Below are 14,520 nucleotides of genomic sequence, written 5' to 3' on the forward strand. Positions count from 1 at the left end.
ACGACCAGGAAAGGCATGCCATGACTGACAGCCGTCTTTTGACGACGAGGGAACTGAGCGAGCAGGTGGAGGCGATCTTCCGCAAGGCCGGCTTCAATACCGCGCAGGCCGGAGCTGTGGCGCGGGTGATCGTCGCCGGCGAGCGTGACGCCTGCAAATCGCACGGCATCTATCGTATCGAGGGCGCGTTGCGCACGGTGAAGGCCGGCAAGGTCCGCCCCGACGCCGAGCCGGAACTGTCGGCTCAGGACGCCTCGGCCATCGTCAAGGTCAACGCGAAGGGCGGCTTCGCCAATCCGGCCTTCGAACTCGGCCTTCCCTTGCTGGTCGAGCGGGCGCGTTCCTATGGGCTTGCCGCGCTGGTGATCAACGACTGCACCCATTTCTCGGCGCTCTGGCCCGAGGTGGAGGCCTTGACGGAGCAGGGTCTCGCCGGTCTCGTGATGTGCCCCAGCTACTCGGCCGTGGCGCCCACCGGCGGCAACAAGCCCTTGCTCGGCACCAACCCCTTCGGCTTCGGCTGGCCGCGCCAGGGCAAGCCGCCCTATGTCTTCGACTTCGCCACCTCCGTCGCGGCGCGCGGCGAGATCGAACTGCATCGGCGGGCTGGCAAGCCATTGCCCGAGGGCTGGGCCATCGATGCCGAGGGCAAGCCGACGACGGATCCGGCGGCGGCTCTTGCCGGCGCGATGCTGCCCTTCGGCGGCCATAAGGGCTCGGCGATCGGCACCATGATCGAACTCCTGGCCGGCATCATGATCGGGGATCTCACCAGCCCCGAAGCACTGGAAGCCCTGGGCACCACCACCCTGGCGCCGGCGCATGGCGAGTTGATCCTTGCCTTCTCGCCCGAGAAATTCGCCGCCGGACGCCCGGGAGATCCCTTCGCTCGCGCCGAGATTCTGTTCGAAACCATCGTCGGGCAGGGCGCCAGGCTGCCGTCCCAGCGCCGGTTCGTGGCGCGCTCCAAGTCACAGGCGGAAGGCATCCTCCTCAGTGCGGCCGAGGTCGAGCAGCTCGACCGCCTGCTGGCCCTCGGCCTCGACGCCGTGGACTGAGGGGCCTCGTATTGGCTGGGTGACTGCTCTTCAGAACCGGGCCGATCGCAGGAACCTTCGCTTCTTGTCATCACCGGGCTTGTCCCGGTGATCCTGCCACCATCTCCGGTGGGTTGCAGTATCTCGATGCCCGGGGCAAGCCCTGGCATGACAAAATCGAGTTCTTGTCGGCCTCGTTGCGATTGTAGAGCCGGCCAGCAGCAAAAAGGCCCTCCGGATGGGAGGGCCTTTTTCAGTTCGGTGCTTTCGACAATGCCGTCAGGCGGCGCATTTCTGCACGGCGCCGGGGAGGCGGCTCCACTGCGCATACCAGGTGTCGAACAACTTGAGCTGGGTCTCGGCGTAGCCGCGCTGGCTGTCGGACAGCACATCGGTTTCGTTGAAGTTGAGGGCGTATTCCTTGTCGCCCTTCACCACCATCATGTGCTTGAAGAAGAGCACGAGGTCCGGTCCTTCGTCAAAGGAGGAGAGCACGGCCAGGGCCTGCTCCAGTTCCTGGGCGCGCTGGCGAGCGTCGACATCACCGGCGGCGGCGGCCTGCGACAGCTTGCACAGATGGATCACTTCCTTGGGCAGCACATTGCCGATGCCGGTGATCGCGCCGGTGGCGCCGCAATTGACAAAGCCATGGAACACGGCGGTATCGACGCCGATCATCAGCGAGACGCCATCGTCGCGGCTGGTGATGTTCTCGGCCGCATAGCGCATGTCGGCCGGGCCGCCGAACTCCTTGAAGCCGACGAGATTGGAATGCTCGGCCCTGAGGGCGAAGAACAGGTCGGCACGGGTGGCGAAACCATAATAGGGGCTGTTGTAGATCACGGCCGGCAGATCGGGTGCAGCCGTAAGGATGGCCTTGAAATGATCCTTCTGGGCCGCGACCACCGAGCCGCGCGACAACACGCGCGGGATCACCATCAGGCCCTGAGCGCCGACTTTCTGGGCGTGAGCAGCATGCGCCACGGCCGAAGCGGTATTGACCGCGCCGGTGCCGACGATCAGCGGGATACCGGCCTTGACCAGACGCTCGACGCCTTCCATGCGCTGGGCGTCGGTAAGGAGCGGCCAGTCACCCATCGAGCCGCAATAGACCACGGCCGACATGCCGTCGGCGATGAGCTCCTTGCCCTTGCGCACGAGAGCATCGAAATCCGGGCTGCGGTCTGCCTTGCACGGGGTCATCAGCGCGGGGATGACACCGGAGAAAATCTTGGCCTTCATCTCGGGTTCCTCTGTTGGCCTGTCGGATAGGCTTGATCGTAGCACCGCAAGGGCGCCGGTTCCTCGCCTTCGACGTCTTCATACGCGTTTGTATATTATTTGTCGACAAGAAATCGACATACAAAGATACGAAGCCCCTCTTATATGAACGATACTTATCGTAATGAATTGTTTTCGCTTGTTCTTTTCGTTTCGCGGCGAGCCGGGAAAATTGGAGAAAAACGCCTCAAAGCGCGATGTCGAGACGGCGGTCGCGGACCAGGAGCTTGCGAATTTGCTCGACGATCTGCTCGGCGTGGATCTTGGCCAGCCGTTCGGCGAGGTCGACGTCACGCGCCACGACGGCATTGATCATGTCTTCGTGCTCGTCGACGAAACGCTGCGGCAACCGGTCGTCAAAGGATTGGTAATAAAGGCGCAGGAAGCGCCGGCCCTCGTCGAGCAACCGCTGGAACAGGCCGGCAAAATAGGGATTGCGGCCGGCTTCGGCGATGGCCGAATGGAACGCGGCATTGGTGGCGATCATCGCCAGGGCATCCTGGGCCTCGACCGCCGCGGCAAATTCTGCCTGGCGGGCGTGGATCGCGTCCAGATCCTGCTGGCGATGATGCTCGGCTGCCAGCCGTGTCGTCACCCGATACATCAGCACCAACGCATCGAAAAAGGGCGACATGTTGAGGAAATCGATGCTCGAAACCATGGTCGAACGATTGGGGAGGGTGTCGATCAATCCCTCGCCGGCGAGTCGCACCAGGGCCTCGCGGATTGGCGTGCGGGACATTTTGAAGCGCTCCGCCAATTGGACCTCATCGATCGGGCTTCCGGGTGGCAGCACCAGATCGAGGATTTCGTCGCGCAGGAGGTCGTAGACCATCTTGACGCCGGAACCGCGCTTGCGCTCCGTGGACGGGCCGCCCTCTGACTTTTTCTTCATTTCAGAATCCTCTTGTCGACAAGAGGGATACTGTCGAGCGGACAGGCGATCAACCGTTTCGCGGCGATACCGTTTGCCGGTGCCGGGGAGTCGGCATTGCGTTCTACCTTATGAAAGGCATATATACTTAAGTTTTTCAGTAAATTAGAATGAATATATAATTAAAAGAATTAACTCTTGGAGAGCGACTCATGCTTCCGTGCTTTTCCTGGGGCACTAGCCGCGCACCGCGGCCCGAAAGGCGGCGGACAGAGCGGCAAGTGCTTCGCGTGGCCGGCCATTGCCAAGCCGGCTGTGCAGCAGCACGGGCAGGCGCGGCAAATCGGGAAGGCCGAGCCTGGGCCCCACCTCGACCGCACCGAAGGGCAGCATGCGTGGCGCCAACGCCGCGACGCCGAGTCCGGCCATGACGGCGGCGGCCACCGCCGCAACACCGCCGCCGACGAAGATCTCCGTCCAGCGTATGCCGGCCGCGTCGAGCAGCCGGCCGGCCATCACCCGCACGCCGCAGGGTTCAGCCAATGTCGCAAGCGGCAGAGGCTCGTCCGCCCGGTGCTGCCAGCCCGGCGCCGCGAACCAGCCGAGCTTTTCCTCGGTGATGATCTCGCCATCGCTCCGCCCGGCATGCAGGCGCACGATCACCGTGTCGAGTTCCCGCCGGTCGAAGCTTTGCAGCAGATCACCGGACGAGCCGATCCGGATCTCGATCAAAAGCTGCGAGTCCTGCGCATTCATGCGCGCGATCAGCGCCGGCAGTTCCGGCCCGGCGACATGATCGCTGATGCCGATGGTAAGGCGCTGACGAGCCCCGGCAAACACGCCGAGCGCGCGGTCATGCACTTCGAGAAGCTCGCGGGCATAATCGAGGAAGGTAGCGCCCTGGGCCGAGAGCTGCACATAGCGAGGTGTCCGCTCAACGAGCCGGCAGCCGAGCCTGTCTTCGAGGCGCTTCAGCTTCAAGCTGACGGCGGCCTGCGTCGTCTGCATGGCTTCGGCCGCCCGGGTGAAGCTGTCGAGCTCGGCAATATGGACGAAGGCCCTGATGGCATCGAGGTCGAGGGGGCGTTCCATCATTTCCAATCGTTATCATTGATATCCACTTTCATAGAATATCAAAATGTTGGGGCGGCCGCTAATCTCGCACGGAAATCATGGAGAAGAACGGATATGCCGCTTACACACATCTCGTTGCGGGCCGGAAAGCCGGAGGCCTACCGGCAAGCCATCTTCGACGGCCTCTATCGCGCGATGCGCGAGACCTTCGACGTGCCCGAGGACGATCAGTTCATGACCATCACGGAACATGAGGCCGGGAATTTCCGCTATGGCGCCTCCTATCTCGGCGTCGCCCGCAGCGACGATCTCGTACTGATCCAGATCACCGCCAATGACACCCGCAGCAAGGAACAGAAAAAGGCGCTGTTCCGGCGGATCGCCGAACTGCTCGGCCAAGAGCCCGGCATCCGGCCCGATGACGTCTTCGTCAGTCTGGTCGAGGTTGCGAAAGCCAATTGGTCCCTCGGCCATGGCCTCGCGCAATATGCCTGAGGGGGCAGGTTGAGGCATGGTCTCGCTGTGATCGGCAAAGGACAAGATCATGCCGGGCTGGGACAAGTTCCTCAGATCGGCGCGGGAAGGGCGCATTCTCTATCTCGACTCCGGTGAGGTCGCCACTCGCACCCTCGCCAGTGCCGAACACACGCTCGACGCCTTCGCCGCCAGGAAGGAATGAGCCAGGCCCCCGCGACGGCGACAGAGTTGCGCGTGGAGAGCAACGCCTTCGTTCCGATCGTAACTCGTCTCGTCGGCTCTCAGCATTCCGGCAGGTTGACGGCAAGCCCGCCGGTCGAGGTCTCCTTGTATTTGAGATTCATGTCGATGCCGGTCTGGCGCATCGTCTCGATGCAATTGTCGAGCGGCATGAAATGCTTGCCGTCGCCGCGCAAGGCCAGGCTGGCGGCGCTCACCGCCTTGATCGCACCGAGCCCATTTCGCTCGATGCAGGGCACCTGCACCAGGCCCTTGGCTGGATCGCAGGTCATGCCCAGATGATGCTCCAGAGCGATTTCGGCAGCATTCTCCACCTGCTCATTGGAGCCGCCGAGCGCGGCGCAAAGCCCTGCCGCCGCCATGGCCGAAGCCGATCCGACTTCGCCTTGGCACCCGACCTCGGCTCCCGAGATCGAGGCGTTGTATTTGATGATGCCGCCGATGGCGGCGGCAACCAGCAGAAAGTCGCGGATGCCTTCATGGCTCGAGCCGCGGCAGTGATCGCGATAGTAGCGGATCACGGCCGGCACTACGCCGGCGGCCCCGTTGGTGGGCGAGGTGACGACGCGTCCACCGGCGGCGTTCTCCTCGTTGACCGCCATGGCATAGATCGAGATCCAGTCATTGACGACATGGGGCTGTTCGAGATTGCGGCCCTGTTCGGCTAGAAGCTGCTGATGAATGGTGCGTGCACGACGCCGCACCGACAGGCCGCCCGGCAGAATGCCGTCGTGTCGTAAACCCCGGTCGATGCAGCCGTCCATCGCAACCCAGATCGCATCGAGCTTGTCGTCGAGAGCGCCGCCGTGGACGACGCCTTCATTGGCCCGCTTCATCTCGGCGATGCTGAGATTGGCGGCGGCGCCCATCGCCAGCATTTCGGCAGCCGTACCGAAGGGATGGGGAAAGCCGAGCGCACCCGGCTCATCGGACGAAGACGCATCCTTGCTGCGCTGGGCTTCGAGTTCTTCGGCCGACAGGACGAAGCCGCCGCCGATCGAATAGAAGATCCGGCTGAGAAGCACCGCGCCCTCTGCATCCGTGGCCGCGAGGATCAGGCCATTGGCGTGGCCGGGCAGAGGTGGGCCATAGTCGAAGATGAGGTCGGTGTCGGGGGTAAAGCTCAGCGGCGGCAGGCCTGGCAGCCTGATCACGCCGGCAAGGCGGAGTTCTGCTTCCTTCTCCTGTGCCAGGTCCGGATCGATGGTGGCAGGCAGAAAGCCCATCAGCCCGAGGATGACGGCACGGTCGGTGGCATGCCCGTGACCGGTGAAGGCCAGCGAGCCGTGCAGGCTGGCCTTGAGCCTGAGGCCCGTCATCGCAGGCTCGTGCCTGACCAGGGCACGCAGTTCCTCCAGAAAACGGGCCGCCGCCACCATCGGCCCCATGGTGTGGGACGAGGAAGGCCCGATACCGATCTTGAAGATGTCGAAAATCGACAGAAACATGCCAAGCTCTCTAATCAACGCTCTCTAATCAAGGCAGGCGGCCCTGAAGGACCGCCTGCCGGGCGCGTGGCTATCAACCTTTACTCGGCCGCTTCGACATAGCTTTCGAGTGGCGGGCAGGAGCAGATCAGGTTGCGGTCACCATAGACATTGTCGACGCGATTGACCGGCGACCAATATTTGTCGACCCGGAAGGCGCCGGCCGGATAGCAGGCAATTTCGCGGCTATAGGACCGGTTCCATTCGCCCACCAGATCCTCGACGGTGTGCGGCGCATGCTTGAGCGGGTTGTCCTCCGGATCGAGTTTACCCGCCACGATCGCCTCGGCCTCCGCCGCGATGCCGAGCATCGCCGCGATGAAGCGGTCGAGCTCGGCCTTGGGTTCGCTTTCCGTCGGTTCCACCATCAGCGTGCCCGCCACCGGCCAGCTCATGGTCGGGGCATGGAAACCGCAGTCGATCAGCCGCTTGGCGATATCGTCGACGCTGACGCCGGCGCGATCCTTCAGCACGCGGGTGTCGAGGATGCACTCATGCGCCACCCGGCCCTTGGCCGAATAGAGGATCGGATAGGAGGCCGAGAGGCGGCTGGCGATGTAGTTGGCGTTGAGGATCGCCACCTTGGTCGCCTGGGTCAGGCCCTCGCCGCCCATCAGCAGGCAATAGGCCCAGGAAATGAGGAGGATCGAGGCCGAGCCATAAGGCGCCGAGGATACCGCGCCCTTCTCGCCGGTCTGCGGCAAGGTCGGCAGGTAAGGCGCCAGATGGGCCTTGACGCCGATCGGCCCCATGCCCGGACCGCCGCCGCCATGCGGAATGGCGAAGGTCTTGTGCAGGTTGAGATGGCTGACGTCGGAGCCGATGTCGCCGGGACGGGCGAGGCCGACCATGGCGTTCATGTTGGCGCCGTCGAGATAGACCTGGCCGCCATGGGCGTGGGTGATCTCGCAGATCTCGCGCACAGTCTCCTCGAACACGCCATGGGTGGAGGGATAGGTGATCATGCAGGCGGCGAGATTGGCCGAATGGGCCTCCGCCTTGGCACGGAAATCGGCAAGGTCGATGTCGCCATTGGCCGATGCGCCGACCACCACCACCTTCATGCCGCACATCTGCGCCGAGGCGGGATTGGTGCCATGAGCCGAAGTCGGGATCAGGCAGACGTCGCGATGATGGTCGCCGCGCGCCTGATGATAGGCCTGGATGGTCAGAAGGCCGGCATATTCGCCCTGCGCGCCGGAATTGGGCTGCATCGAGAAGGCGTCATAACCGGTGATCTGGCAGAGCTTGACCTCGAGATCGGCGATCGCCTCGGCATAGCCCCGGGTCTGGCCATCGGGTGCGAAGGGATGGACGTCGGCAAACTCAGGCCAGCTCAGCGCCGTCATCTCGGCGGTGGCGTTCAGCTTCATGGTGCAGGAGCCGAGCGGGATCATCGAGCGGTCGAGTGCGAGATCGCGATCGGCCAGACGGCGCATATAACGTGTCATTTCCGCTTCGGCGCGGTTCAAATGGAAGATCGGATGGGTCAGATAGGCTGACGTCCGTTCCAGGGTCTCGGGAAGCCGATATTCATGGGTGAGGTCGTCATCCTTGCGGTCGATACCGAAGGCGCGCCAGATGGCTTCGGTATGGCCGCGGCGGGTGCGCTCGTCATAGGCGATGCCGATCTTGCTGGTGCCGACCCGGCGCAGATTGATGCCTTCGGCCTCGGCCGCCTTCAGGATGGCGCCCTGGACCGCGCCGACCTCGACCGTCACCGTGTCGAAGAAGGTCGATGGTTCGACCTTGTAGCCCTGGCTCTCCAGGCCCTTGACCAGGCGTACCGTCTTGCGATGGACGCGCTCGGCGATCGCCCTGAGCCCGGTCGGGCCGTGGAACACCGCATACATCGAGGCCATCACCGCCAGCAACGCCTGGGCGGTGCAGACGTTCGAAGTCGCCTTTTCGCGGCGAATATGCTGTTCGCGGGTCTGCAGCGACAGGCGATAGGCGCGGTTGCCGCGCGCATCGATGGAAACGCCGACGATGCGGCCAGGCATGCTGCGCTTGAGCGCGTCGCGCACCGCCATATAGGCGGCATGCGGGCCGCCATAGCCCATCGGCACACCGAAGCGCTGGGTCGAACCGACGGCGATGTCGGCGCCCATCTCGCCCGGCGCCTTGAGAATGGTCAAGGCGAGCGGATCGGCGGCGACGCAGGCCAGGGCCTCGGCGCCGTGCAGTGCCTCGATCACGCCGGTGAAGTCATGCACATGGCCGTAGGTGCCGGGATATTGGAACAGCGCGCCGAACACGCTTGCCGGATCGAGATCGGCGAAGGGATCGCCGACCACGACCTTCCAGCCCAGCGCGGCGGCGCGGGTCTCGATCACCGCGATGGTCTGGGGATGGCAATGGTGATCGACAAAGAAGGCGTTGGCTTTCGACTTGGCGGAGCGCCGACACAGGGCCATCGCCTCGGCTGCGGCCGTGCCTTCGTCGAGCAGCGAGGCGTTAGCGACGTCGAGGGCGGTCAGATCCGAGATCATGGTCTGGAAGTTCAGCAGGGCCTCGAGGCGCCCCTGGCTGATTTCGGGCTGATAGGGCGTGTAGGCGGTGTACCAGGCCGGGTTCTCGAAGATGTTGCGCTGGATCGCCGGCGGCGTGACGGTGCCGTAATAGCCCTGGCCGATCAGCGAGATCATCACGCGGTTCTTGTCGGCGACCTCGCGCAGGCGGTTGAGCACACCGTGCTCGGACAGAGCCGGCCCCCAGGCGAGCGGCGCCTTCTGACGGATGCCCGCCGGCACGATGGCATCGATGAGCGCGTCGAGGCTGTCAGCGCCGACCGCCTTCAGCATCTCGGTCATTTCAGCCGGAGAGGGGCCGATATGGCGCCTGTTGGCGAAATCATAGGGATCGTAGGTGGTTTCGGTATGAGACATCGTACCCTCTCAGAGCAAAGCGCGTTCGAGACCGAACGCTTGTTTGCTCCAACTCCTTGTTTCCAAGCCAATTCAAAGAATTGGCTCGAGCGCCTTTGCGATTCTTGATGTTTCCGTCACATCACAAAACGCTTTAGCCGATGTGAGCTTTATAGGTGGCCTCGTCCATCAGGCCAGTCGCATCATCGGCATTGGCCAGCTTGAGACGGAAGAACCAACCACCGGCCTGCGGATCGGAATTGACGAGAGAGGGGTCGTTGACGATGGCCTCGTTCACCTCGACGATCTCGCCATCGAGCGGGCAATAGACGTCCGAGGCGGCCTTGACGGACTCGACCGTTGCCGCAACGTCCCCCTTCGACAAGTGCTTGCCGACCCCGGGCAGCTCGACGAAGACGAGGTCGCCGAGTTGCTCGGCGGCATGACCGGTGATGCCGACCGTGGCGACGCCGTCGGCGATCTCGAGCCATTCATGGTCTTCGGTGAATTTCGTCATGGTGGGCCTCTCAGCTGCGCTTGTAGCGCGGGGTGATGAAGGGAAGGGTGGCGACGACGACCGGCAGGCGCTTGCCGCGAACCTCGGCGAACAGCCGGGTGCCGGGCTCGGCGCTGGCAGTGGGAACATAGCCCATCGCGACGGGAGCGCCGAGGGTGGGACCGAAACCGCCGGACGTGACGCGGCCGATCGGCGCTGCCGCCGTCTCGTCGGCGAACAGCTCCGCTCCGTCCCGGATCGGCGCGCGGCCTTCGGCGGCGAGCCCGACGCGCCGGCGCAGCGCACCACGCTCGAATTCGGGCAAGATCACCTCCGCCCCCGGGAAGCCGCCCGCGCGGGCGCCACCGGGGCGCCGCACCTTCTGCACGGCCCATTCGAGCGCCGCCGCGACCGGTGTCGTCGAGGTATCGATGTCGTTGCCATACAGGCAGAGCCCGGCTTCGAGCCGAAGGCTGTCGCGCGCGCCGAGTCCGATGGGATGCACGTCGGGATCGGCAAGCAGGGCCTTGGCCAGTTCTTCCGCATGGGCCGATGGCACCGAGATTTCGTAGCCATCCTCGCCCGAATAGCCCGAACGGGAAACCAGGCAGGAGGCGCCGAGGATGGAGAGCTCTCTTACATCCATGAAGGCCATAGCGGCGACTTCTGGAGCAAGCTTGGCCAGCGCTGCCTCCGCGGACGGGCCTTGCAAGGCAATGAGCCCACGATCCGTCAGTTCCTCGATCTCGCAGTCTTTAGACAGATGAGCACGCAGATGGGCAATGTCCTGCTGCTTACAGGCCGCATTGACCACCAGGAAGAGATGGTCGCCGCGATTGGCGAACATCAGATCATCGAGGATACCGCCCCCCGCATCGGTGAAGAGCCCGTAACGCTGGCGACCCGGCTTCAGCCCGAGCACATCGACCGGGACCAGCCGCTCCAGCGCGAGCGCCGCATCCTCGTATTTGCCGGATTTCGCGCGCAGCACGACCTGGCCCATATGGCCGACATCGAACAGCCCTACCAGGGCGCGGGTGTGGAGGTGTTCCTTCGCCACGCCCTCGGGAAACTGCACGGGCATGTCATAGCCCGCAAACTCCACCATTCTGCCGCCGAGCGCGGCATTGAGCGCGGTCAGCGGCGTCTTTCCAAGTTCATTCCTGCCAGGTTCAATCTTGTCGTCCATGGGCATGTCCTCGGTGGTGGTTCTTCTCAGGCCAAATATCGAGAATATCGACCCATGCGCAGGCATGGCATCCCGGAACCGTCGACTGCGCCAACGTCTTCGGACAACTCGGATATGCCAGATCGTTTGACATTGCAGAAATTCATAGTTCAAATGCTAGGATTGAAATTTCTCATGATAAAGCCATGCAGAATATTCCTACAGAACTTCTGCGTACCTTCGTGAAGGCCATCGATTCAGGCAGCTTCACACGCGCCGGTGTATTGGTCGGCCGCAGCCAGTCGGCGGTGAGCCTCCAGGTTCGCCGGCTCGAGGAAATCGTGGCGGCACAGCTCTTTCAAAGGGATGCGCACAAGCTGCAACTCACCCAGGAAGGAACGTTGCTCGCCCAGTTCGCCCGGCGCATCCTGGCCTTGAACGACGAGGCGCTTGCCAGCATGCGCCAGCCCAAGGTTGCCGGGCGCATCCGGCTGGGTGCCCCCCATGAATATACGGCTTCGCTGCTACCGGACTTCCTTGGCAAGTTCGCCCAGTCCCATCCGAATGTGATGCTGGAAGTAACGAGTGACCTGAGCAAGAACCTGCTCAGTCGCCAGGCCGATGGCGATCTCGATCTCGTGATTGCTTTGCACGACGAGCCGAACCTGACGGAGGGACGCCAGATCTTCACCGAGCCGCTGGTGTGGATGACGAGCGCCGACCATGAGCGCCACACCCAGAGCCCTTTGCCCCTGGTGGTGGCACCGCCGCCCTGTATCTACAGGCACCGCATCCTGGAGACACTGAACGGGCTCGGCAGGCCCTGCCGGATCGCCTATCTCAGCTCGAGCTATGACGGCATTTCCGCCGCCGTGCGGGCGGGGTTGGGCGTGACGGTGATGGCGGAGAGTGCGGCGCCGTCGGGCGTGCGCATGCTCGGTGAGCGCGACGATTTCCCGCCGCTCGGCCATCTCGAACTCAGGCTGCACCGGCTTGCCGGCAATTCGAGCGAGGCGATCATTCGCCTCGAAGACTATATTGCCGAAAGCTTCGCCGATACCGAACTCGGGCGGGGCGGCCGGCCGCGGCCCTTGCCCCTGTCGGAATAGACCGCTTCCGATACGAATACCTTCCCCGGAATACGTCTGGGGACAGGAAAGACGGTAGGAAGACACTTCAACGCTTCTTCAACGCCTCGGCCAAGGCCGCCCCGAAAGCCCCTTGCGAGGATGGCTTGTCGGGACGGCCCTGGCTGGGACGAGGCGGATTCGGCTTGGCTTTGTCGTCGCGCCTGGCTTGCTTGTCGGAGTTGGCATTGCCGTCCCGCCGCATCGACAGGGCAATGCGCTTGCGGGGAATGTCGACTTCGACCACGCGCACTTTCACGACGTCGCCGGCCTTCACCACCTCGTGCGCGTCCTTGACGAAACGATCGGCCAGCTGCGAGACATGCACTAGGCCGTCCTGATGCACGCCGATGTCGACGAAGGCGCCGAAGGCGGCGACGTTGGTGACCGTGCCTTCCAAAAGCATGCCGGGCCGGAGATCCTTGATGTCGTCGATGCCGTCGGCGAAGGTCGCGGTCTTGAATTCGGGACGGGGGTCGCGGCCGGGCTTGTCCAGCTCGGCGATGATGTCACGCACGGTCGGCAGGCCGAAGCGTTCATCCACGAAAGCCTGCGGATCGAGCTTTCTGAGGGCGGCACTGTCGCCCATCAGCGTACGCACGTCGCGCCCGCAGGCGGCGACGATCTTCTTGGCGACGCCGTAGGCTTCGGGATGCACGGCCGAGGCATCCAGCGGCTCGCTGCCATTAGGAATGCGCAGGAAGCCGGCGCATTGCTCGAAGGAGCGCGGGCCGAGGCGGGAGACTTTGAGCAGGTCCTTGCGGCTGGCGAAGGGACCGTTGGCATTGCGATGCATCACGATGCCCTCGGCGAGTGAGGCGCCAAGGCCGGAGACGCGAGCGAGCAGCGAGGCCGAGGCGGTGTTGAGATCGACGCCGACCGCGTTCACCGCATCTTCCACCACACCATCCAGCGAGCGCGCCAGGCGATATTGGTCAACATCGTGCTGATATTGCCCGACGCCGATCGATTTAGGTTCGATCTTGACCAGTTCCGCGAGGGGATCCTGGAGCCGTCGCGCGATCGAGACCGCGCCGCGCAGCGACACGTCGAGATCCGGAAACTCGGCAGCGGCCGTTGCCGACGCCGAATAGACCGAAGCGCCCGCCTCGCTGACGATGACCTTGAGCGGCTTGGGCGGGGGCAGGGTAGCGAGCATGTCGATCACCAGCCTTTCCGTCTCGCGACTGCCGGTACCGTTGCCGATGGCGATCAATTCGATACCGTGACGGCGGACGAGGGCCGCGAGCTCCGTCTGGGTGCCGCGCAAATCGTTCTTAGGCGGGAAGGGATAGACGGTGGTGGTGGCCAGGACCTTGCCGGTGCCGTCGACTACCGCGACCTTCACGCCCGTCCGGATGCCGGGATCGAGGCCCATGGTGGCGCGCGAGCCGGCGGGGGCCGCGAGGAGCAGGTCCTTGAGATTGCGGGCGAAGACCCGGATCGCCTCTTCCTCGGCCCGTTCGCGCAAATCGCCCATCAGGTCGACATAGAGATGCAGGGAGAGCTTGACGCGCCAGGCCCAGCCCACAACCTCCATCAGCCAGCGGTCGCCGGGAAGGCTGCCCGCGATCTCATAGGCCTGGGCGATCATGCGCTCCACCGGCTTGACCGCGGAGGCATTGTCGGCGTCGACCTCGATGTCGAGCGACAGCACCTCCTCGTTGCGGCCGCGCAGCATGGCGAGCGCGCGATGGCTGGGCACGCCCGACCATTTCTCGACATGGTCGAAATAATCGGAGAATTTAGCGCCGGCCGCCTGCTTGCCGTCGATGACGCGGGCGCGCAGGAAGGCATGTTCCTTCATGTAGGCGCGCAGCCGGCCGACCAACTCGGCGTTCTCGCTGAAGCGCTCGACCAGGATGTCGCGCGCGCCCTCCAGGGCCGCCTTGGTGTCAGGGACCTCGTCGCCGAGATAGGCAGCCGCCAGCTCCGCGGGCACCGCCGCCCTGTCGGCGAGAACGGCCTCGGCGAGCGGGCCGAGCCCGCGCTCGCGGGCGATCTCGGCCTTGGTGCGCCGCTTGGGCTTGTAGGGCAGATAGATGTCTTCCAGCTCCGCCTTGGTGGCGGCTGCGGCGATCTTGGCTGCGAGTTCGTCGTCGAGTTTGCCCTGCTCGCGGATGGAGGAAAGAATGGTCTCGCGCCGGGCCTCGAGCTCGCGCAGATAAGCGAGGCGTTCGGCAAGATCGCGCAACTGCGTGTCATCGAGCCCGCCGGTCACTTCCTTGCGGTAGCGGGCGACGAAGGGGACGGTGGCGCCTTCGTCGAGCAAAGCGACGGCGGCCGTGACCTGCTGCGGCCTGGCGCCGATCTCGGCTGCAATGATCGTGGCCAGGCGCAGGCCGGCTCCGGTGGCGTGTTGCTTGCCGTTCATGCGCTCCTCGCTCGACAA

At 64.2% G+C, this 14,520-nt stretch carries 12 protein-coding genes; 4 read left to right on the plus strand and 8 right to left on the minus strand.

Going from position 1 to position 14,520, the window contains the following annotated elements; all coding sequences use genetic code 11:
* The first annotated feature begins 20 nt into the window (after positions 1-20).
* Entirely contained in the window at positions 21-1,058 is a 1,038-nt protein-coding gene (locus ACZYTC_RS25145; RefSeq protein WP_434960872.1) for an Ldh family oxidoreductase, read from the plus strand.
* A 258-nt stretch (positions 1,059-1,316) separates the two neighbouring features.
* Here the strand turns inward: ACZYTC_RS25145 and ACZYTC_RS25150 are convergent, their stop codons facing one another.
* From ACZYTC_RS25150 to ACZYTC_RS25160, 3 genes are all read right to left on the minus strand, one after another.
* Positions 1,317-2,279, minus strand: coding sequence for a dihydrodipicolinate synthase family protein (locus ACZYTC_RS25150; protein ID WP_441770803.1), 963 nt, complete (start codon positions 2,277-2,279; stop codon positions 1,317-1,319).
* Positions 2,280-2,505: 226 nt separating this feature from the next.
* Positions 2,506-3,213: a GntR family transcriptional regulator gene (locus ACZYTC_RS25155; RefSeq protein WP_434960870.1), complete on the minus strand. Its 708-nt coding sequence runs from the start codon at positions 3,211-3,213 to the stop codon at positions 2,506-2,508.
* A 216-nt stretch (positions 3,214-3,429) separates the two neighbouring features.
* Positions 3,430-4,287, minus strand: a complete 858-nt coding sequence (locus ACZYTC_RS25160; RefSeq protein WP_488990834.1) for a LysR family transcriptional regulator — start codon at positions 4,285-4,287, stop codon at positions 3,430-3,432.
* Between the two features lie 93 nt (positions 4,288-4,380).
* Between ACZYTC_RS25160 and ACZYTC_RS25165 the strand changes: the two genes are divergently transcribed.
* Both ACZYTC_RS25165 and ACZYTC_RS25170 read left to right on the plus strand, forming a co-directional pair.
* Entirely contained in the window at positions 4,381-4,761 is a 381-nt protein-coding gene (locus tag ACZYTC_RS25165; RefSeq protein ID WP_434960868.1) for a tautomerase family protein, read from the plus strand.
* Positions 4,762-4,810: 49 nt separating this feature from the next.
* On the plus strand, positions 4,811-4,945 hold the full coding sequence (locus tag ACZYTC_RS25170) for a hypothetical protein (RefSeq protein ID WP_488990835.1): 135 nt from the start codon (positions 4,811-4,813) through the stop codon (positions 4,943-4,945).
* A 79-nt stretch (positions 4,946-5,024) separates the two neighbouring features.
* On the opposite strand, the gene ACZYTC_RS25175 is transcribed toward ACZYTC_RS25170, so the two are convergent.
* The 4 genes from ACZYTC_RS25175 to gcvT form a co-directional block, all read right to left on the minus strand.
* Positions 5,025-6,431 (minus strand): L-serine ammonia-lyase, encoded by a 1,407-nt coding sequence (locus ACZYTC_RS25175; protein ID WP_488990836.1) that lies wholly within the window; start codon positions 6,429-6,431, stop codon positions 5,025-5,027.
* 80 nt (positions 6,432-6,511) lie between these two features.
* Complete coding sequence (gene gcvP, locus ACZYTC_RS25180; protein ID WP_488990837.1) at positions 6,512-9,358, minus strand: aminomethyl-transferring glycine dehydrogenase; 2,847 nt, start codon at positions 9,356-9,358, stop codon at positions 6,512-6,514.
* Positions 9,359-9,491: 133 nt separating this feature from the next.
* The gene (gcvH, locus tag ACZYTC_RS25185; RefSeq protein ID WP_441770800.1) at positions 9,492-9,854 is read right to left on the minus strand and encodes a glycine cleavage system protein GcvH; all 363 of its coding nucleotides are present in this window, start codon (positions 9,852-9,854) and stop codon (positions 9,492-9,494) included.
* Positions 9,855-9,864: 10 nt separating this feature from the next.
* Positions 9,865-11,022, minus strand: coding sequence for a glycine cleavage system aminomethyltransferase GcvT (gcvT, locus tag ACZYTC_RS25190; protein ID WP_441770799.1), 1,158 nt, complete (start codon positions 11,020-11,022; stop codon positions 9,865-9,867).
* 185 nt (positions 11,023-11,207) lie between these two features.
* Here gcvT and ACZYTC_RS25195 point away from each other — a divergent pair, with 185 nt between their 5' ends.
* Positions 11,208-12,110, plus strand: coding sequence for a LysR substrate-binding domain-containing protein (locus tag ACZYTC_RS25195; protein ID WP_488990838.1), 903 nt, complete (start codon positions 11,208-11,210; stop codon positions 12,108-12,110).
* A gap of 67 nt (positions 12,111-12,177) precedes the next feature.
* Here ACZYTC_RS25195 and ACZYTC_RS25200 read toward each other — a convergent pair whose 3' ends face one another.
* The gene (locus ACZYTC_RS25200; protein ID WP_488990839.1) at positions 12,178-14,502 is read right to left on the minus strand and encodes a Tex family protein; all 2,325 of its coding nucleotides are present in this window, start codon (positions 14,500-14,502) and stop codon (positions 12,178-12,180) included.
* Positions 14,503-14,520 lie beyond the last annotated feature (18 nt).

This window comes from Labrys sp. F242, from assembly GCF_057813875.1.

Excerpts from the sequence above, each read along its gene's own strand:
- ACZYTC_RS25150 (WP_441770803.1), bottom strand. The coding sequence starts at position 2,279 with ATGAAGGCCAAGATTTTCTCCGGTGTCATCCCCGCGCTGATGACCCCG.
- ACZYTC_RS25195 (WP_488990838.1), top strand. The coding sequence starts at position 11,208 with ATGCAGAATATTCCTACAGAACTTCTGCGTACCTTCGTGAAGGCCATC.
- ACZYTC_RS25145 (WP_434960872.1), top strand. The coding sequence starts at position 21 with ATGACTGACAGCCGTCTTTTGACGACGAGGGAACTGAGCGAGCAGGTG.
- gcvH (WP_441770800.1), bottom strand. The coding sequence starts at position 9,854 with ATGACGAAATTCACCGAAGACCATGAATGGCTCGAGATCGCCGACGGC.
- ACZYTC_RS25175 (WP_488990836.1), bottom strand. The coding sequence starts at position 6,431 with ATGTTTCTGTCGATTTTCGACATCTTCAAGATCGGTATCGGGCCTTCC.
- ACZYTC_RS25160 (WP_488990834.1), bottom strand. The coding sequence starts at position 4,287 with ATGATGGAACGCCCCCTCGACCTCGATGCCATCAGGGCCTTCGTCCAT.
- ACZYTC_RS25170 (WP_488990835.1), top strand. The coding sequence starts at position 4,811 with ATGCCGGGCTGGGACAAGTTCCTCAGATCGGCGCGGGAAGGGCGCATT.
- ACZYTC_RS25155 (WP_434960870.1), bottom strand. The coding sequence starts at position 3,213 with ATGAAGAAAAAGTCAGAGGGCGGCCCGTCCACGGAGCGCAAGCGCGGT.
- gcvP (WP_488990837.1), bottom strand. The coding sequence starts at position 9,358 with ATGTCTCATACCGAAACCACCTACGATCCCTATGATTTCGCCAACAGG.
- ACZYTC_RS25200 (WP_488990839.1), bottom strand. The coding sequence starts at position 14,502 with ATGAACGGCAAGCAACACGCCACCGGAGCCGGCCTGCGCCTGGCCACG.
- ACZYTC_RS25165 (WP_434960868.1), top strand. The coding sequence starts at position 4,381 with ATGCCGCTTACACACATCTCGTTGCGGGCCGGAAAGCCGGAGGCCTAC.
- gcvT (WP_441770799.1), bottom strand. The coding sequence starts at position 11,022 with ATGGACGACAAGATTGAACCTGGCAGGAATGAACTTGGAAAGACGCCG.